We start from the raw sequence: 20,517 nt of genomic DNA, 5'->3' as shown, positions 1-20,517 counted from the left end.
TTTGACAATTCTAATCATAGCATGTTATGTTAAAAATGTTAAGAACGTTAAATAAAAATTTAACAATTTTAATAAATCTGGAGGGAGAATAGTGAATTTCAAACAAAATTTTATCAATGGGAAATGGGTAACCTCTCATACAAGCAACAAACGTGATATTATAAACCCATTTAACCAGGAAATCATTGCTCAAGCGACAGAGAGCGATGAAACGGATACAAGAGCTGCCATAGTTGCTGCAAGAGAAGCATTTGATGAAGGAGAATGGTCAAGGACATCAGCAACAGAACGTAATAAAAAGTTACATACCATAGCAAATTTAATCGAACGAGATAATGAAGAACTAGCTCAGTTGGAAACGCTCGATACAGGTAAAACACTTGATGAGAGTCGTGGCGATATGGTGGATATAGCAGGTGTATTTCGTTATTATGCCGAATTAGCAGATAAACATGGCGGAGAAATCATTGACTCTCCTATACCGAATACAATGAGCAAAGTAGTTTATGAGCCTGTTGGAGTTTGCGGTCAAATTACTCCGTGGAATTATCCATTATTACAGGCTTCATGGAAGCTAGCACCAGCACTGGCTGCCGGAAATACATTAATTATGAAGCCAAGTGAAATAACACCATTAACAACGGTAAAAGTTTTTGAATTAATGGAGGAAGCAGAACTGCCAAAAGGCGTTGTGAACCTCGTGCTAGGAAAAGGGGATACCGTTGGCGTAGAACTATCGTCTAATCAGGAAGTTGATTTGATTTCTTTTACAGGTGGAATGAATACCGGAAAGAAAATTATGCAATCGGCTAGTTCAAATGTGAAAAAACTTGCTCTCGAATTAGGTGGAAAAAACCCCAATATTATCTTCGCCGATGCCGATTTAGATATAGCGGTTGATCAAGCATTAAACGCCGTTTATTTTCATGCTGGACAAATTTGTTCAGCCGGTACAAGAATCATTATTGAAGAAAAAATTCACGATTCCTTTGTTGAATCTTTAGTGGAACGGGTGAAAAACATTAGTTTAGGAAATGGCTTTGAATCTTCTACCCAAATGGGACCGCTTATTTCTAAAGAACACTTAAATAAAGTCATTCAATACGTGGAAATCGGAAAAAGTGAAGGAGCCGTAATAGCTGTCGGCGGAAAACAGCCTGATGTGCCTGAATTACAGGATGGATTCTTTTATTTACCCACTGTGCTTACGAATTGCACATCAGATATGAGTGTCGTGCAAAATGAAGGATTTGGGCCTGTGATAACTGTGGAAACTTTTACAACCGAAGAGGAAGCCATTCAACTAGCAAATGATTCTATCTATGGTCTATCTGGGGGTGTGTGGACGAAGGATATTGCCAAAGCAGAACGCTGTGTTGCAAAAATGCGAATGGGCACGGTTTGGATGAATGATTATAATGTATATTTTCCACATGCACCTTGGGGTGGATTTAAGCAATCTGGCATTGGCCGCGAACTTGGTAAAGCAGGACTAGAAGAGTATCAAGAAATAAAGCATGTATTTCAAAATTTACGACCAAAAGCGCTGAATTGGTTCTAAAGGAAACTTGGTTAACCAAGGAGACATAAGCCATCTCCTAAAGAAGTAAATTTGTTCACATCGTTTTGGCTTAAAAATCTACAAAAAGTACAAATAATAGGAGGGTTCATCATCCATGGGTTTAAATATGAAAATGGAACATATGTACAAATTGCATACATTTGAAATACCGACTACTATAAAGCATGGCATTAATGCCATACAATCTATCGGAAATGAAGTGAAACAGCTTGGTGTATCAAAAGTTTTATTAGTTACTGACCCTGGCATTTATAAAGCTGGGGTAACAAAATCAGTAGAAAAGTATTTACAAGAAGCTGGGGTTGAAATAGTTATTTTCAATAAAGTAGAGCCAAATCCACCCGTACGTTTAATAGCAGCAGGCTCCAAGTTATATAGGCAAGAAAATTGTAATGGACTCGTTGCTGTTGGTGGAGGTAGCTCCATGGATACTGCTAAAGCTATTGGCGTTGAAATTACGCATAATGCTAGTGTATTAGATTATGAAGCTGCGGAAGGAAAAAAACCGTTAGCATATCGCATTCCACCTTTAACAACAGTTCCGACAACAGCTGGAACTGGATCTGAGGTTACCCAATGGGCAGTTATAACCGATGAAGAGCGAGAATTCAAATTTAATACAGGTGGTCCGTTAATCGCAGCACATTTAACAATCATTGACCCTACATTGCATGTTTCTATGCCGCCACACGTAACAGCAATGACAGGAATAGACGCATTAGCTCATGCAATTGAATGCTATACCATGCATTTTGCCCAACCGGTAACAGACGCTGTCGCACTATTAGCAATGGAATATGTAGGGAAATATATTCGACGTGCGTATGCAGACGGAGGTGATCTAGAAGCTCGCTACGGAATGGCCCAAGCCGCTATGCTTGCTGGACTGTCTTATGGAAGTGAATCAGCTGGTGCAGCTCATGCCATGTCTCAGACATTAGGTGGAATTATTCCAGTTGCTCATGGTCAGTGTGTTGCCGCTATGCTTGGTCCAGTAATGGAGTATAATTGGAAAGGGCACCCTGATAAATTTGCCCGAATAGCCCAAGCGTTAGGTGTCGATACATTTCATATGACAACCGAAGAAGCAGCAAAAGCAGCTGTAAAGGAAGTATATCTGCTAGTGAAGGAACTGGATATCCCTACACTTGAAGAACAAGGTGTCTCTCCAGATATGATTGATCGCCTATCTAAAGAGGCAATAAACGATCCACAAACAGTTGGTAATCCGAGAGAGTTAACAGAAAAAGACTACCAATGGATTTATAAACGCTGTTTTGAGCTAACGCCAAAAACGCTGTAAAATATAAATAGCTGATTAAAAATAATCGTCTTTCAGATTCCCCTTTGCGCGAAGCATTGGGGAGTTTTTTATTGTATAGGACTAACAAAATAACCGAATAGCTACGTTCTTGCTCCATCGCCCAGCAACAATGTGACTTCACGAATCCGCCCTGGACAAGCCGAGTTTTTCTAATGAAAAAATGAATTTCTCCATCTCTTCATCCTAAAATAGCACTCCCCATTTTTTCGTTTACTTTTTGCGCTCCAACATCTAGATAACTATAAAAACCTACTAACGGCTATTGCAAACAAAATCACCTGATCTATAAGTCCCCTCTTCTCTCCAATTTGTTTAGAATTTGTCTAGAATCGTACTCTATCCTAGTAACATGCCTAGATTAATCATACATTTTAAAAAATGTTTATCGTGTATAAAAACAAGTTTGCTTCTATAGATAAAACCCCGACAAATTAAATCCAATACATAAAGGGAAAGTAGAAAATCGATCATTTTTATCACACTTTTTGGCAAGGCTATAAGGAACAGGAAAATCAGTTGATGGAGAACGGAGAGATGAGCAGTGATAAAAATTTTACTTGTAGATCGTGAAGGAATATCTAGTGAAGGGATACGTTTAATTATTGATAAAGAAGAGAATATGGAGTTTTTAGGCGTCTATTTTCAACAAGATGAAGTACAGCGTATGGTATTAAAAAAACAACCGGATATTGTAATTTTCCAAGTAAATCAATCGCATCCCTTTGTGATAGAATTAACTAAAACGATCAAAAGCATATCGAAGCAAATAAAAATTATTTATATTCTGACCTCTATTAATCAAGCCTTCATTACCCAAAGTGTAATGGTTGGTGTAGAGGGATTTTTCCTAAGTCAATCAAATTATTCCAATTTTATATCCATGATCGAAAACGTTTATCATAATCATTATGTGATGCCAAAGGAAATTGCTACGGCCATCGCTCACCAACTACAAAAAGGGGACGAAAAACAGCGTTTACACTCCAAGCTGTTGGAAAAAGACATCGACCTAACATGGAGGGAACTAGATATTGTCTATCTCTTATATCAACGGAAAAAAAACCAGGAAATTGCAAAAATACTGCACTTAAAGGAAAAAACAGTTCGAGACTATGTCAGCATCACATATAAAAAACTTGGAGTTAATAAGCGCTTGCTCGTTATCAACCTATTAGAAAATTTAATGGGAAAAGATAATTATCCATCCGCTAAATCCTTAGATAAAGATTGCCCATAAGCGGGATCATTTTCTGTACAAGGTAAGCTGTTAAAGCTTTACAAAAGATTTTTTCGCATATAAGGTGCTGTGCGACTCCCGCTTGAGGAGTCGGATCATTTGTACTGCAACATATGACCTAAAGGTCTCTTACGAAAAAGGGTATTTAGGTGCTTACTTAGGACGATGAATGAAAACCCCCACTGCTGAAAGATTCACGTTATATAATTAGCTCCCTTCCCTCCTTCCTTTTATCAAATTTTATAGACGGATTAGTTAAAATAGTTTGTTTTTACGGAACTTTTTTATTTTATTTGCTAGAGGTTTTATTTTATTGATAACGGCTATATATAATATAGAGGGGAGTTTAACAGGGCTAACCAAAGTAAAACTCACGTCTGTAGCAACTTTTCGATCATCGTTAAGTTTTTTTGTCGTTGTATCCATTTTTCCTTTCATTAAATAAAAGCAGCATTGGTAGAATTAAAAATGTTATTTAAGGGAGGAATAGAAATGAATCCAATTAAAAGATGGAATGGAGACGACCAACCTTTACGCAAATTTAAAAATGAGATTGATGGGATGTTTGAACGCTTCTTCAATGACCCATTTTTCACTAACGGAAGTTTTTGGAATAGAGAACAAGGTGGTTCATTGGCATGCAATATCCGTGAAAAGAAAGATAAGTATATTGTAGAAGCCGAAATTCCTGGTATGGATCCAGCTGATATTGAAATTGAAATTGATAACAACATGCTTACGATAAAAGGTGAGAAAAAGCAGCAAATAGAAACAGAAGACAATGATACAGAAATGCGTATTATTGAACACAACTACGGATCATTCCAGCGTTCTTTCGCATTACCTGATAATGTGAACACAGACAAAATCAGTGCTGACCATAAAAACGGCATTCTATACCTTCACATTCCAAAAACAAAAGATAGCAACAAGCGTCGTATCCAAATTAATAAACAATAGCGATTGAAAATTTCTGATACAACGACATGTTTATGAAAAAGCACAGGCGTATAGAACAAAAACCCGAGACGTAGAAAATGGTTAGCCCCACCATTTTTATTTTACATATTAAGATAAACCAAAGAGCATATTTATCTTTTAAGTGGAATCAATAAATAATCCACCTTTATTTACATAAAGGGATCTTCCATCAGTTGGGGATATGTTATTCTTTCTAACGGTTCGTATCACAGGGATATGGTTTAATACCTCTGAATCGATTCAGGCATTTGACTTGGGAGTTGAATCCATCGCTTATCCTCTTAAATTTCATCCCATAATACCGAAGTAAAGGTCTTACCTGCCTTATATGTGAGATAAAGTGAATAAGCTTGAAAATAATAAAATGTTTGTTTGAAAAATAAACAAGGTTAGAAATGCGATATGGTCCATTTTATTTATGGAGTCACTTAACAAACTGATAGTGGGAGATATGTTTATGAATATTTTAGTTACGGTTGATTCCAATTATTTACATCCATTAAAAGTGATGCTTTATTCTCTATTTGCCCATCATCAAAGAGATTCATTCTGCATTTACGTCATGCAATCTTCATTAAGAGATAGTGAAATAAATATGCTGACTAACTTTGTAGAAGAGCATGGACATCAGTTAGAAACCATCACCGTAGAAGGGCATCATTTTGCTAATGCTCCTGTTGTTAAACACTTTTCAAAGGAAATGTATTACCGGTTATTAGCATATAAGTTTTTGCCTACTTCACTGGATAGAGTTCTTTATCTCGATCCAGATATTTTGGTTATCAATTCCATACGAGATTTGTATAACATGGACATTTCTGGCTATTTGTATGCTGCTGCCTATCATGATCGTACGCCAATTACAAATATTAATAAACTCAGATTACGACCATATGATGTAGATGCCTATTATAATTCTGGTGTATTGTTACTAAATTTAACGGAACAACGAGAGTCCATATCGGAGCAAGCAATTTATGAGTTTGTCGAAGAAAATAAAAAGAAATTAATTCTCCCGGATCAGGATATTTTAAACGGTCTATATTCTAAATATATTAAAGATATCGATGAAGTGATTTATAATTTTGATGCACGATTTTATTATTATTATAAAATAAAGAGCAAACATAAAGTCGATATGGACTATGTGATAAATCATACATCGATCGTGCATTTTTGTGGCAAAAAAAAGCCTTGGTACAAAACGTATTATGGTAGTTTCCATTCTTTATATAAGCATTACGAACGTTTAGCAAATGATTTTAACTGAATCCATGTATAATAGAACAAAGGCGAAAGCGCCCGTTTAGCAACGTAGCAACTGGAACGAAGCGACTAAAGTTTTAGGAATCATGGTGAGGATACGAACCAATGATGACTTATCGTAGGGCGAGTCGTGAAGTTGCGTAGTTGCTGGGCTCATGCGCCGGACGTGGCTATTCCGTTATACGTTATTCCAATGCCAAAATTTTCATACTTTCTTATCTCTCAAAAAAAGACCCTATGTGTTGATTGTAAACAAAACATCTTTTAATCATTTTTCAATAAAGTAAAATTTTTGACCTTAGGCAATTTTACTTTTCCTTAAAGTTTTTTGTATCCACTTTTTAAAGTAGTTCCCATAAATATCTGATAGTCTCCCCACATTTTAAGGTATTGACAACGCTTTACGTATATGATAAATTTAAAGTAGGATACAGGAGTGTTACTGACTCGATCAGGCACCACCAAGTCAAATGTAACGTAAGTGAACTTTCTTCATTTTCTGTTATGTTTTGATATTGGTGTTTTTTTATGGCTTTTTTAGGGGTGAGACTAAATTGCTTAAAATCATAAAATCATTAAACAACAATATCATTTTAGCCAAGTCAGAAGAAAATGAAGAATTAATTATATTTGGCACTGGTATCGGTTTCAAAAAAAAATATGGTGATTTAGTGGATGAATCAAAAGCCACCCAAATTTTCAAGGCAGAAAAAAACATGCAAACAAGTACTTTTTTAGAACAAATTTCTCCAGAACTATTAGCAGTTACAGAGAAAATTATTCGTTTCGGTGAAGAAAAGCTTCACAAAAAATTAAATCAGTCCATTCTTTTCTCTTTAGCAGACCATTTGCAATTTGCTACAGATAAAAGAAACCATGACATAAATAAAGATAACCCACTACAATGGGAAATTCCTTACTTGTATTATGAAGAATATGAAGTAGGTAAAATGGCTGTCCAAATCATTAAAGAAGATTTAGGCTATAGCCTTCCGGAAATGGAAGCTGCCTTCATTGCGCTTCACTTTGTCAATGCGCAAATTGATAGCTCATCCATGGAAGAAACGATACAAATTACCAAGCTAATAAAAAATATTGTAAAAATTATTCAACGATTATTTGAAGTAAATATCGATAAAACGACCATTAACTATTCTCGATTTATTACCCATCTACGCTATTTCATAGCCCGACAAAAGATGAACCACCAGGAAAACATTCAAATGGATGAGGCTTTAAAGAAAACTATTGAAGAAAGATATATGAAAAGTTATGCGTGTGGGTTAATCATTAAAGAAATGGTAGAAAAAGAATTCAACTGGGAAGTTACTTATGACGAAATTGCATTTTTAGTTATTCATATAGAGCGTATTTTCCAAGAGAATAGATAAATAATTTGTTAGGTGTGTTACTTAACCAGGCATTAACCTAAGCAAAATTTACGACAGCCATTAACTGCTGTGTGAATTTCGCTTAGGTTTTTTTATTCATGCTTTGCTTTTAGCAACCATAATAAAACGGAAGAAGGGACGAATCATGAACAAGCAAAAGCTTGCAGAAAAAATCGTTAAAGAAATGGGCGGGAAAGAAAACATTTTGCAAAGTTGGCACTGTATTACTCGCTTGCGCTTTAATGTAATTAGTAATGACAAAGTAAATATAGACAAAATCAGAGCACTTGACGGTGTTTTAGGGGCACAATTTAAAAGCGGACAATTCCAAGTCATTATTGGTAATCAAGTAGCAGAAGTTTTTGCAGCAGTCAGCCGACTAACAGGTAGTGATGGAAGCAACCATCCTTCATCTTCTAAAAGACAAAAAGGGAATGTCATTGAACGCATATTTGACGTTATTTCTGGTATATTTACGCCAATTCTACCAGCTATTGTTGGTGCTGGATTATTAAAAGGATTGCTAGCTTTATTTATAGCCTTACAGTTACTTTCTAATCAGAGTTCAACATATGAAATTTTACATTTTATTTCTGATGCACCGTTTCACTTTTTACCGTTCTTAATCGCATTTTCGGCTGCGAAAAAATTCAATACCGATGCATCCCTCTCTGTTGCGTTGGCAGGTATTTTGATGTATCCAAAGATAATGGAATATGCTGCTGGAACAGAAGTAGATAGTTTAAGCTTCCTTGGCTTGCCAATACCAATGAACAGCTATGCTTCCTCAGTCATCCCCATTATATTAGGTGTTTGGCTTTTAAGTTATATTCATAAAGGTGCAGATAAAATCGTTCCACGGTCGTTACGTATTATCTTCGTTCCATTATTAACCTTGGTCGTAACTGCACCGTTAACGTTATTGTTTATCGCACCATTAGGAAGCTATGCCGGTATCTATTTAGATGCATTTTTCTCAGGTCTGTTTGATGTCGCTGGCCCATTTGCTGGATTACTGATGGGTGGTCTGATGCCGCTTATCGTTATTACAGGTATGCACTATGCATTTTTCCCTGGATCATTTGCTAGCTTCGATAAATATGGGTATGACATCATGCTCTTGCCAATGAACTTTGTCGCTAATCTAGCGCAAGCTGGTGCAACATTAGGCGTGTTAATTAAAACAAAAAATAAAAAAATGAAACAGCTATCTTTCTCCACTTTTATACCAGCAATGTTTGGGATTACTGAACCAGCTATATACGGAGTTACGATGAAATTAAAGAAACCATTTTATGCAAGTTTAGTTGGGGGGGCTGTTGGTGGTGCAATTTTTGGAACACTTGTCGTAAAAACAACAGCATTTACAGTACCAGGTATCATGTCTATTCCCACATACATCATGAGTGGTACCAATAATTTACTCTATGCGCTAATAGGTGTCACAGCAAGTTTTACTATTTCACTTATCATGACTTTATTACTTGGCTTTAAGGACGAAGAAAACCCCTTACAAGCTGCAACGCATGATACAACACCAGAAAAGGATATAACCATTGACATTCTATCACCAATTACTGGAAAAGTAATGCCCTTAGAATCTGTTCCAGATGCCACGTTTGCAGAGGGCCTTGTGGGAAAAGGGCTAGCTATTGAGCCAAAAGACGGTGTCGTAGTCGCACCATTTTCCGGAAAAGTAACAACGATAGCGCCCACGTGCCATGCAATTGGCATTACTTCTAATGATGGAGTTGAATTACTCATTCATATCGGGTTAGAAACGGTGAATTTAAACGGTGAGGGATTTACACTAAATGTGCAAGTCGATGATGATATCAAACTCGGAGACAAGCTATTAACCTTTGATATTGAAACTATTAAAAAACAAGACATTTCAATTATTACACCGATTATCGTAACAAATTCAGCTCATTTTCTAGACGTAATTGCTACATCTAAAAAACGTGTCACTGCATGTGATGATAAATTAGTCATGTTAATTAAGTGAACATCCCCATCGGGGGTTCATATAGATAGCTATTAATTAAAGGAGGACTATAAGATGAAACATTTATTACAAACAACATTCCCTAAAGGATTCTTATGGGGGGGAGCCACTGCAGCTAACCAAATTGAAGGTGCTTATGACAAGGATGGAAAAGGTCTATCTACTTCTGACATGGCAGCATATAAGGACCCATACGCTGGAGGTAAAGTAGATAACTTCACATTTAATGTGAACTCTATGGAATTAGAAGCGTATTTAAATCATCCTGATAAATATTTATTCCCTAAGCGCTGGGGAATTGACTTCTATCATCGCTATAAAGAAGATATTGCGCTATTTGCAGAGATGGGATTTAAAGTATTTCGCTTATCTATTTCGTGGGCACGTATTTTTCCAACTGGATTAGAAGATGAACCAAATGAAGCTGGTTTAGCTTTCTATGATAAGGTTTTTGATGAATGTGCAAAACACGGCATTGAACCGCTTGTAACCATGTCTCATTACGAAATGCCACTTACTTTAACACAAAAGTATAACGGCTGGATAAGTCGTGAATTAGTAGGTCTATTTGAAAAATATGCTCGTGTTCTTTTTGAACGCTATAAAGATAAAGTAAAGTATTGGATTACGTTTAATGAAATGAATATGAATTTAAATAGCCTTTATACAGGTGCTGGTGTTCTAGCTGATAAAGTAGAACATGTCGAGGAAGCAGCATATCAAGCCTCTCATCACCAATTTTTAGCTAGTGCACTTGCTGTAAAATCGGCAAGAGAAATCATGCCCAATGCTCAAATTGGCTGTATGATTAACCAAATTGAATCTTATGCACGAACAACCAAACCAGAGGATCAATTACAAGCGTTAAAAGCGGATCAAATTAATATGTTCTATCCTGATGTACAAGCTCGTGGTAAATACCCAAAATATATGACACGCTATTTTGCAGAGAACAATATCAACCTTGATACAAAACCAGAAGATGCAAAAATATTGCAGGAAGGAACTGTTGACTTTATTGCTTTCAGTTATTATATGAGCCATGTGACAGAAGCACGCCCTGATGCTGCCAAAATAGCTGGTTCATTTGACAGCCCGATCAAAAATGAGCATTTGGAGCTATCTGAATGGGATTGGCCAATTGACCCAATTGGGTTACGTATTTCATTAAACAAATTGTATGACCGTTATCAATTACCATTGTTTCTTGTAGAAAATGGATTAGGCGCACGAGATGAACTCACCGAAGATGGAAAAGTCCATGATCCATATCGTATTGACTATATTAAAAAACATATTATCGAAATGAAAGAGGCAATTAAAGATGGCGTTGAACTAATGGGATACACCACATGGGGATGTATTGATTTAATTAGCTGTGGTACGTCACAAATGTCAAAAAGATACGGATTTATTTACGTCGATCAAGACGACGAAGGAAATGGAAGCCTAAAACGATATAGAAAAGATTCCTTCTATTGGTATAAAGATGTAATTGCTTCTAACGGTGAAAATCTAGGTTAATAAGCAATAAATTGCATCTTCAATCAGTGGGGTTTGATTCATTCCCCACTGATGGTTAGTGGTCCAAGGGTATGACCTAAAGGTCTCCTGAAAGAATCGAGCATTTAGGGAAATTTATCCATCACTTAGACTTGTTACAGTACAAGATTATCCCGCTCCTAAAGTAAAAGTCTTACAGAAACTTATATACCGATAAAAGGGACCATCCTAGAAGGTTTCTCCTTCTTTGGTGGTCTAATAGCTAATATTTGGGGAGGGTTTAATAAATTTGAATAAGAAAGTTATTTTTATCGACGTGGATGGAACATTAACTACACCAGACGGAAAAGTCCCTTCATCTGCTAGACATGCTATTCGTGCTGCCAGAGAGAATGGCCATATCGTGTATCTTTGTACAGGGCGGTCTAGACCTGAAATAATTTCCAGTATATTAGAAATTGGTTTTGATGGAATTATTGGAGCTGGAGGCGGTTATATTGAAGTAAATAATGAGCTTGTTTATCATCAAACAATGCCAGAAGATGCAGTACGTCAAATCATTGCATATTTTCATCGCTATCAAATTGGTTACTATCTTGAATCCAATGACGGACTGTTCGGAAGTGAGAATTGTAAAGATGTTATACGAAAGCGTATTACAGAGGGCTTACCTGAAGGAAGTGAAGCATTTGAAAATGCAGATCTAGAATTTCACTGGTTTTATCAACTACTGGACAGTTACCAACATAAAGCCATTGACTATGGAAATGTGAATAAAATATCCTTCATTAGCAGCAAAGCACATCCGTTTCAGGAAATCAGCAATACCTTTGACAAAGAATTTACTATGTATCGAACAACGGTTGCACAATTTGGTTCAGAAAGTGGAGAAATCGCTGTTAAAGGAGTAGATAAATACAAAGCCGTTGAATTTGTATTAGATTATTTACAAATTTCCAAAGAGCAAAGCATGGCATATGGAGACGGGGACAATGATATTAAAATGTTTGAAGCTGTTCACTATGGAATTGCCATGGAAAATGCTACAGAGGATTTAAAAAAAGTGGCCAAAGAGATCACGTCAAAGGCTGAAAATGATGGGTTGATGCGTAGCTTTAAACGACATCAATTACTTTGAAGACATGCATGACTCAAGCACCATGCTTTCCCGTTGATGCAAGCAGAAAGGCAAAAAATGATGTTCACTTTTATAGCTGTGCTGCTTCGACACTACAGACAAAGGCAGCACAGCAATTAGGTTGAAATGTGAAACAGCCAGGAACAAGGCTTATTTACTCCAACATTTCTCGTTTATTTCCCCGCTTTAATAAATTCGTATACTCTACATAATCAAATATATCCTCTTCCATACAATCACTAAATTTCTGCAGCTCTTCTAATGTCAATTGCTCAATGCTTTTCCCTGCTTCTTCGCAATACAAGACGATTGCCCCGACAATTTCATGTGCGTCACGGAAAGGAACGCCTTTTTGTACAAGGTAATCTGCTACTTCAGTTGCGTTTAAAAAGCCTGCTTTGATCGCTTGCTTCATTTGTTCGCCATTCACATGAATAGTAGCGATCATCTTATCCATCATTTGCACAGAAAGCAATACTTCCTCTACTGCTTGAAACATCGGTAGCTTTACTTCTTGCATATCTTTATTATAAGCAAGTGGTAAACCTTTCATCGTTGTTAATGCAGCGACCAGTGCACCGTATACCTTTCCTGTCTTTCCTCTAATCAGTTCAGCAGCGTCAGGGTTCTTTTTTTGTGGCATAATACTGCTGCCTGTAGCATATGCATCATCAATTTTAATAAACGAAAATTCTTGACTGCTCCATAAAATAAGTTCTTCACTTAACCTACTTAAATGCATCATAATAATCGATAAATCAGATAATAGTTCGAGAATAAAATCCCGATCGCTTACACCATCCATAAAATTAACTGTCGGTTTGCGAAAGCCCAGTTTTTCTGCAGTGATTTGCCGGTCAATAGTATGAGTGGTTCCTGCTAATGCCCCAGAACCTAATGGGCTGTCATTTGAATTTTCCATCGTGTGCTCTAACCGTTTGATATCTCTTTTAAACATTTCTATATATGCACGTAAATGATAGCCAAAAGTCACTACTTGGGCGCGCTGCAAATGGGTGTAACCAGGCATGATGATTTGTCGATTTGCTGTTGCTGTTTTTTCCAAGCTATCATTCAATGATTGCAATGCGCGAATAGTTTCCAATGCCTGCCTCTTCGCATATAGCTTTAAATCTGTGGCAACCTGATCATTTCTGCTTCGTGATGTATGCAGCTTCTTTCCCGCTTCTCCGATCATCTCTGTTAATGTAGCTTCCACGAAGCTATGAATATCTTCATGCTCTCCTTCTACTGTAAGTTTTCCACTTTCAATATCTTGCTTTATATTATGGAGACCTTGGAGTATTTTCTCTCCCTCTTTTTTAGATAATATATTGCAATGAACGAGCATCTCTGCATGAGCAATACTCCCGGCAATATCTTCTTCCACGAGAGCCAGATCTTCTTCTAATGATGAATTAAACACCTTCATCAGTTTGTCTTCTTCTTTTGTAAACCTTCCGCCCCAAAGCTTCATGCTATATTTTCCACTCCCTACTGTTTATTTTTCCATTTTGATAAAGTGAGCCTTCCATCAGTGAGGGGTCTTTCATCCCATTGATTGTTAGTACCTCAAGGGATGGTCTTACGCTACTTGAACGAATCGTAAATATAGGATATAGGTGCCTTTCCCCCACTCGTAAAACGCTTAGTAACTACTCTGTCTCCCCGTTGAGGGGTCTAACGGCACCTTTTATTCGGGATAAAACTACAAATATCATCATCATCAGTGCAATACTTATGAATACAGTCCAATGACTCTCCGTAAACCCAGCGATAATAAATGACACTAGGGCAATCACCCCATTGGTTAACGCATATGGTAATTGCGTTTTTACATGATCCATATGATCACAGCCTGCCCCTGTTGATGCTAAAATGGTGGAATCCGAAATCGGCGAGCAATGATCACCAAATAACCCTCCTGATAATACAGCTCCTATACTAACAAGCATTGGAGCATTAAGACCATCTGCCATAGGAATAGCAAGCGGAAGCATAATTGCGAAAGTTCCCCATGAACTTCCGGTTGCAAATGACATACTTGCTGCTGCTAAGAAAATAATGGCTGGTACCATATTACCTGACACATTACCATCTAGTTGTTCAACGATATACGCTGCTGTCCCCATTTCACCTAATAAAGAGCCCAATGCCCACGCCAAAACCAAAATTAAAATAACTTGAACCATTCGTTGCATGCCCTTTAAATAAATATCCAAGATCGTACTTATTTTCTTCACTTTAAATGATACCATTAATATCATTAAAATAACGGCAGCAAATAAGTAAGCGGTGCTTAAAGCGACGCGGAAATCGCTACCTGGTACAGATTTGACTGGAAAACCATAAGCAATCAATAAACTAAATAAGGTTATAAACAATACAGCAAGAGGCAGCCAAATTAGCATCGGATGAGTCGCAGGCAAAGAATCTTCGGTTACATCCGCTTTGCGCAATGGCTTTGATCGTTGCCAGTAAATTTGTCCTGTCTGCTGCACTCGTTTTTCTGCTTTTGCCATCGCTCCAAAATCCATTTTGGTTAATGCTACAATTGGAACAATAATTACCGATAGAATCGCATAGAATTGAAATGGAATTGCTTGAACAAACGTTGTAAATTCAGACGATGTGATACTTAATCGATCAAATTCTTCTTTCATAATACCCATGATATATATTCCCCAACCTATGAACGGAATTAAAATAGCAACGGGTGAGGATGTAGAATCAAGAATCCAAGCCAATTTTTCTCGCGATACTTTTACTTTATCAAACAATTTTTCGAATACAGGACCAACAATTAAAGGTGTGCCCATATCGGAAAAAAAGATAATGATGCCTCCAAACCATGCTGATAATTGGGTTTTCGCTTTTGTGTTAATCCACTTAACCGTTCTTGTTGCTAAAGCTGCGCCCCCACCCGAACGCTCTACTAAAGCAACAAACCCGCCGATAAAACATAATAGAACGATCACGGCTGCATTGTAGCTATCAGTTAACTGTGGGAATAAATAGTCGCGGATAGTGCTCGTTGTTGCAGTAATTGGATTTCCATTTGTGAGCATTAACAGTCCCACAAATATACCCGTGAATAAAGATACAATAACATTCCGAAATATAACAGCTAATACAATTGCTACTATTGGTGGAATTAAAGAAATAACTCCCATATGCTCCATGACTTCTCCTCGTTTCTCCGATGTATTAATATGCATAATATATTATTAATATACTAATCTAGCTTCATATCCTATGTCAATATTTAATTTTCGACTAGAGAACGCTTTAAGTTTGTTAAGCTCTTCTTAGAAGGTGGAACACTGTCAATGGGAATATAACTTTAAAAGGGCTAACTTCCATTTTAGGGATAATTTAGAAAAGGCATGGAATTACCATCATTCCACGCCTTTGTTATAAAATAAGGTGCTTGTGGATAACGAAATAACCACGTCCGACGCATGAGCCCAGCAACGATGCGACTTTAGAAATGTGCCCTACGATAAGGCCTCATCGGTTCGTCACTAAGAGGAAGACCGACTAAAAACAGACTTGCCGTCCAGACGTCAGCATACCCCATTTTAGTGGTATAATTCCTTTATCTTTAGTTGCTTCGTTCCATTTGCTACGTTGCTAAACAGACTCCCCGCGCCTTTGTTCTTCATTTTAGTTCCATTATCCGTTTTCTATTCAATTCGCCAATCAATTGGGTGTCTGTCCAGTTGCTTTAATAGTTTATTCGTTTTAGAAAAAGGTTTACTGCCAAAAAATCCTCTATACGCTGATAAAGGACTTGGGTGGGGAGACTTGATAATGTAATGCTTATTCGTATCAATAAGGGCCTGCTTTTTTTGTGCAGCCCCTCCCCATAATATATACACAACTGGGTCATTTTTATAGTTTAGCAACTGAATGACACGATCGGTAAATTGTTCCCATCCCATTCCTCGATGTGAATGTGCTTGTCCTTTACGAACAGTAAGCACATTATTCAACAACAATACTCCTTGTTTTGCCCATGATTCCAATGAACCATGGGTGGGGATCGGATGCCCCAAGTCCTGTTGCATTTCGGTAAATATGTTTTTTAAAGATGGAGGAAGTGCGACTCCCTTTTTCACAGAAAAGCTTAGCCCATGAGCTTGATTCGGACCATGATACGGGTCTTGCCCTAAAATAACTACTTTCACATCTTCAAATGAAGTATAGTGTAACGCATTAAATATATCGTTCATATTTGGATAAATGGTGTAAGAAGTATACTCCTGTTTCAAAAACTCCCGCAATTGAAGATAATAGGGCTTGTGAAACTCTTCTTTTAATAATGGCTGCCAGTCGTTAAACAGAATTTGCTTTGTCATACGATCCTTCCTTGTTCCAATAATATGTGATATCTATTATTCTAACATGATTGAAACAAGATAGAAAAACTTTCATAAAGTGAATCTTCCATCAAGGGGTGTTTTCATTCCTCCCCCAATGATGACTCGTACCATATTGGTATGTATAACCTAAAGGACTCTTACGAGACAGGGCATTTAGGTGCTGTTATCTTTCATTTAGACTTGTTGCAGTACAGATTATCCAACTCCTGAAGCGGGAGCTTACAGCACCTTATATATGGGATAAATATGGAGTCTATCAATTATTTATTTGCGAGGGGTTCTTACGCTTTTTAACGATGCCAAGCCTTGTCTTAAACCCTATGGCCTTTTCTTAACAAGCTAGTACTGCGCAGCATCATAAAGCGTAAATTCTGCATTTCTTTATTTTCAAAATAATTAAAATACTCCGCATATTTTGATATACATATCCGTTAATCCATGTAGGCAAATGATGGGTATCATTGTACGTTAGGACTCTTCATTGTTAGTTTTCTTATCCAAAAATTTATTTAAACTTATTATAGCAAAGGTGAGTGCCCTCTTCTTATGGAATATAATGACAAATATCTCTGTATATATTTAACTTATACTGAATCGTTAAAGGTCCGTCACTAATTTAAAATCTTTCCCTTCCATAGTTTCATTATGGACATGGCAACTTCTTATATCTATCATATTCGTTACTTACAGCCTACTTCTGCTAACAGTTTATGCACAGATTTATACAAAATTTGTACAGCTGAGAGCAGCGTTGCTTCGTGGATATCGAACTTTTCGTTATGATGCCCGGCAGCTAACTCTGTCCCAAAAATACAATATGTCGCCAAGCCGCCGTTTTTCTGGACTGCCTCCATAAAGTACGTGGCATCCTCAGATCCCGCCCCAGCATCATTTTGCAATTCAGCGTGAATAATGTCTGGAGATGCATTAGCACATTCATAAAGCATACGTGCTAATTCCTCTGAGCATGTACAGTTAATCGCCTCACCTACTGTCTTTATTTCGTAATCAACTTGGTACATCTTAGCAGCTCCAGCAACAATGGACTCTACCTGTTCTTTCATATACTGATTAATAGCGGCATGCTCCCCACGCGTTTCGACTTTCATCATTGCATGATTAGCGATAATATTTCGACCGCTTCCTGCATGCAGTTCACCGACATTCACTCTAGAAACTCCTTGCGAGTGACGAGAAATTGCGTGGACGTTTAATACAGCAGCTGCAGCAGCTAATAAGGCGTTTTTCCCTTGTTCTGGGTTTCCACCAGCATGTGCAGCAGTCCCACGGAAAGCTACATCCAACTTTGAAGTAGCTAAAAATCCATTATTGGCTGCCAAAAAATGTCCGTGAGGCACTCCTGTTCCAATATGCGAAGCAATAAAATAATCTACATCTGTTACAACATTTGCTTCCACCATTGATTTGGCACCACGAGTTCCTTCTTCAGCTGGTTGGAAAATAAGCTTAATCGTTCCAGACAGCTTTTCTTTTTCTGCTGCAATAAGAGTAGCTAAGCCAAGCCCAATCGCAGTATGCGCATCATGACCACATGCATGCATTTTCCCATCGACTTGCGACCGGAACCCTTCTTTAACAGGAACATGATCATTCGCATCTGATTCAAAAATATCAAGTGCATCCATATCAAAACGATACGCAATCGTAGGCCCTGGAATATTGGTTTTCAAAGTCGCAACAATACCGGTGTATCCTTCTTTAAAGGGCTCTACGAATGCTTTATTTGCCCCGTTATCAAGTGCCCATGCATAATGTTCTGCTGTCACTTTTTCATCAGGTTTCCCCATGCAATGTTTTTCGGACATGACTTCTTTTCCCATTTCCAACGTAAATCCCAATTCGGATAAAACAGACGCAACCATCGATGCTGTCCGTATTTCTAAAAAACCCGTTTCAGGATATTGGTGAAGGTCTCTTCGCCAGTTGCTTAATTTCTCTTTCAACTCCACTGCCATAGTTATGTCCTCTCCTTTATCTGATTTTATCATATAATAAGCGGTTTGAAATGGAAATATATATTGGACTAGCTGCTCGACACCCCGGTTGGGACGCATGCTGCTTGTTTCTTATTCGTCCATTTCAGATATGTAGAAAGTGCATGTAGAGGCAGCATAGCTCCACATGCATCTGCATCTAGAGAAACGGTGTAACACCAGGGCCAAATGGGATACCTGCGTAAAAGAAAATTAAAATGAGAATAATCCATGTTAATAAAAACGCGGCCGAGTATGGAATCATTAATGAAATAAAGGTACCGATTCCGGCCTTTTTGTCATATTTTTGCATAAAAGCTAAAATGATCACCATGTAAGGCATTAGTGGCGTAACAATGTTTGTGGAAGAGTCAGCAACACGATAAGCTGCTTGAGTAAATGCTGGACTATATCCTAATTGCATAAACATCGGAATAAATACCGGAGCTTCCAACGCCCATTTCGCTGAACCAGAAGTAATTAAGAAATTTAACGCAGCAGTGAAAAGAATATACCCAATAATGAGCCAAATCCCAGTAAAGTTAACTTCTTTTAGAAAGTCGGCTCCATTTACAGCTACCCACGTACCAATATTGGACCAACTAAAATAGTTTACAAACTGAGCAATTGCGAAGATTAAAACAATGTATCCAGCCATATCTTTCATTGATTCAGCCATATAACCACTTACATCTTTACTGGATTTGATTTTTCCTATCGTAATCCCATAAGTAACACCAATAATAACAAAGAAAATTAGGATAATTGGGACGATTCCGTCTAAAAATGGAGATGGAACAATAGTGCCACCCTCACCTTTTAAAGGGCTATTCGGTATGAAAATGGCAGTTACGATCAAAGCAATGTAGGCTAACCCGGCTATAACGGCATTACGAAAACCTTTCCCTGCTTTAGGGTGATCTTCTTCCAACGCAGCCTCGACAGAACCACCTTTATACTTACCTAATCTCGGTTCAATAAACTTATCCGTAATAAGTCCACCTACAATGGTAATAACGAAAACAGATACAATATTAAAATACCAATTATCTACAGGCGTTACTGTTATAGAGTCATCAATGATGGCAGCTGCTTCTGTCGATATACCAGCTAACAACACGTCTGTTCCCGCAATAAATAAGTTCGCTGTAAATCCTGCACCTGTAGCCGCATAACCTGCAACTAAACCAACTAATGGATGACGTCCAACTTTATAAAATACCATAGCAGCTAGTGGTGGAATAAGCACCATAGCGGCATCGGATGCTAAATTACCCATAATACCAACAAATACAACCGTATACGTAATTAATGCTGGGGGTGATTTCATAATGGTTTTTCGAATCGCATAATCCAACAATCCTACTTTTTCAGATAACCCAATTCCTAACATCATCGCTAATACTAATCCCAAAGGAGCAAAACCTGTAAAATTTTCTAACATGGAACTTAAAATGTATTGAATCCCTTCGCCAGAAGCCAAATTTTTAATGGGAAGTTCTTCTCCAGAACCTGGGTGGACAACAGAGGCGTTAAACATACTAAAGACAGAAGAAGCGATAATAATGATGAGAGCTAATGCTATAAATAAGATAAATGGGTCCGGAAGTTTATTACCAACCCTTTCAATCCCGTTTAGAAACTTTTGAAATAAACTTTTATTCGTATTTTCTTTCATCGTATTCCCTCTTTCTTGGTGTAATTGTTT

General features: G+C 37.4%; 14 protein-coding genes. 9 read left to right on the top strand and 5 right to left on the bottom strand.

All coding sequences use genetic code 11. The annotated features are described in order from the left end of the window. Positions 1 to 91 precede the first annotated feature (91 nt). The 9 genes from betB (at position 92) to D1839_RS12590 (ending at position 12,430) form a co-directional block, all read left to right on the top strand. Positions 92 to 1,561: a betaine-aldehyde dehydrogenase gene (betB, locus tag D1839_RS12630; RefSeq protein ID WP_120380321.1), complete on the top strand. Its 1,470-nt coding sequence runs from the start codon at positions 92 to 94 to the stop codon at positions 1,559 to 1,561. A 115-nt stretch (positions 1,562 to 1,676) separates the two neighbouring features. Then, positions 1,677 to 2,885: an iron-containing alcohol dehydrogenase gene (locus tag D1839_RS12625; RefSeq protein WP_120380320.1), complete on the top strand. Its 1,209-nt coding sequence runs from the start codon at positions 1,677 to 1,679 to the stop codon at positions 2,883 to 2,885. Between the two features lie 562 nt (positions 2,886 to 3,447). After that, entirely contained in the window at positions 3,448 to 4,143 is a 696-nt protein-coding gene (locus tag D1839_RS21105; protein WP_120380319.1) for a response regulator transcription factor, read from the top strand. 492 nt (positions 4,144 to 4,635) lie between these two features. Continuing rightward, complete coding sequence (locus tag D1839_RS12615) at positions 4,636 to 5,103, top strand: Hsp20/alpha crystallin family protein (RefSeq protein WP_158589657.1); 468 nt, start codon at positions 4,636 to 4,638, stop codon at positions 5,101 to 5,103. Between the two features lie 478 nt (positions 5,104 to 5,581). Next, complete coding sequence (locus tag D1839_RS12610) at positions 5,582 to 6,394, top strand: glycosyltransferase family 8 protein (RefSeq protein WP_120380317.1); 813 nt, start codon at positions 5,582 to 5,584, stop codon at positions 6,392 to 6,394. A 550-nt stretch (positions 6,395 to 6,944) separates the two neighbouring features. Further along, positions 6,945 to 7,781, top strand: coding sequence for a PRD domain-containing protein (locus tag D1839_RS12605; protein ID WP_120380316.1), 837 nt, complete (start codon positions 6,945 to 6,947; stop codon positions 7,779 to 7,781). A 145-nt stretch (positions 7,782 to 7,926) separates the two neighbouring features. Further along, positions 7,927 to 9,789: a beta-glucoside-specific PTS transporter subunit IIABC gene (locus D1839_RS12600; RefSeq protein ID WP_120380315.1), complete on the top strand. Its 1,863-nt coding sequence runs from the start codon at positions 7,927 to 7,929 to the stop codon at positions 9,787 to 9,789. A gap of 54 nt (positions 9,790 to 9,843) precedes the next feature. Beyond that, positions 9,844 to 11,313: a glycoside hydrolase family 1 protein gene (locus tag D1839_RS12595; protein ID WP_120380314.1), complete on the top strand. Its 1,470-nt coding sequence runs from the start codon at positions 9,844 to 9,846 to the stop codon at positions 11,311 to 11,313. A 268-nt stretch (positions 11,314 to 11,581) separates the two neighbouring features. Beyond that, positions 11,582 to 12,430, top strand: a complete 849-nt coding sequence (locus D1839_RS12590; protein WP_120380313.1) for an HAD family hydrolase — start codon at positions 11,582 to 11,584, stop codon at positions 12,428 to 12,430. Positions 12,431 to 12,584: 154 nt separating this feature from the next. On the opposite strand, the gene argH is transcribed toward D1839_RS12590, so the two are convergent. From argH to D1839_RS12565, 5 genes are all read right to left on the bottom strand, one after another. Then, a complete protein-coding gene (gene argH / locus D1839_RS12585; RefSeq protein ID WP_120380312.1) occupies positions 12,585 to 13,907 on the bottom strand; it encodes an argininosuccinate lyase in 1,323 nt (440 codons plus the stop codon). Between the two features lie 178 nt (positions 13,908 to 14,085). After that, positions 14,086 to 15,612 (bottom strand): Na+/H+ antiporter NhaC family protein, encoded by a 1,527-nt coding sequence (locus D1839_RS12580; protein ID WP_120380311.1) that lies wholly within the window; start codon positions 15,610 to 15,612, stop codon positions 14,086 to 14,088. A 504-nt stretch (positions 15,613 to 16,116) separates the two neighbouring features. Further along, on the bottom strand, positions 16,117 to 16,791 hold the full coding sequence (locus tag D1839_RS12575) for a uracil-DNA glycosylase (RefSeq protein WP_120380310.1): 675 nt from the start codon (positions 16,789 to 16,791) through the stop codon (positions 16,117 to 16,119). A 704-nt stretch (positions 16,792 to 17,495) separates the two neighbouring features. After that, positions 17,496 to 18,791, bottom strand: a complete 1,296-nt coding sequence (locus tag D1839_RS12570) for an amidohydrolase (protein ID WP_120380309.1) — start codon at positions 18,789 to 18,791, stop codon at positions 17,496 to 17,498. Between the two features lie 178 nt (positions 18,792 to 18,969). Next, a complete protein-coding gene (locus tag D1839_RS12565; RefSeq protein WP_120380308.1) occupies positions 18,970 to 20,487 on the bottom strand; it encodes an AbgT family transporter in 1,518 nt (505 codons plus the stop codon). Between the last annotated feature and the right edge of the window lie 30 nt (positions 20,488 to 20,517).

Origin of the sequence: Roseburia sp. 1XD42-34, assembly GCF_009917385.1 — a bacterium.
Lineage (GTDB): Bacteria > Bacillota > Bacilli > Bacillales > Amphibacillaceae > Virgibacillus.
This window is presented reverse-complemented; position numbering and strand designations above follow the sequence as displayed.

What these genes read in the sequence shown, in the direction of transcription:
- D1839_RS12570 (WP_120380309.1), bottom strand. Translation starts at nt 18,791, where the DNA reads ATGGCAGTGGAGTTGAAAGAGAAATTAAGCAACTGGCGAAGAGACCTT.
- D1839_RS12600 (WP_120380315.1), top strand. Translation starts at nt 7,927, where the DNA reads ATGAACAAGCAAAAGCTTGCAGAAAAAATCGTTAAAGAAATGGGCGGG.
- D1839_RS12565 (WP_120380308.1), bottom strand. Translation starts at nt 20,487, where the DNA reads ATGAAAGAAAATACGAATAAAAGTTTATTTCAAAAGTTTCTAAACGGG.
- argH (WP_120380312.1), bottom strand. Translation starts at nt 13,907, where the DNA reads ATGAAGCTTTGGGGCGGAAGGTTTACAAAAGAAGAAGACAAACTGATG.
- D1839_RS12610 (WP_120380317.1), top strand. Translation starts at nt 5,582, where the DNA reads ATGAATATTTTAGTTACGGTTGATTCCAATTATTTACATCCATTAAAA.
- D1839_RS12595 (WP_120380314.1), top strand. Translation starts at nt 9,844, where the DNA reads ATGAAACATTTATTACAAACAACATTCCCTAAAGGATTCTTATGGGGG.
- D1839_RS12575 (WP_120380310.1), bottom strand. Translation starts at nt 16,791, where the DNA reads ATGACAAAGCAAATTCTGTTTAACGACTGGCAGCCATTATTAAAAGAA.
- D1839_RS12615 (WP_158589657.1), top strand. Translation starts at nt 4,636, where the DNA reads ATGAATCCAATTAAAAGATGGAATGGAGACGACCAACCTTTACGCAAA.
- D1839_RS12625 (WP_120380320.1), top strand. Translation starts at nt 1,677, where the DNA reads ATGGGTTTAAATATGAAAATGGAACATATGTACAAATTGCATACATTT.
- D1839_RS12580 (WP_120380311.1), bottom strand. Translation starts at nt 15,612, where the DNA reads ATGGAGCATATGGGAGTTATTTCTTTAATTCCACCAATAGTAGCAATT.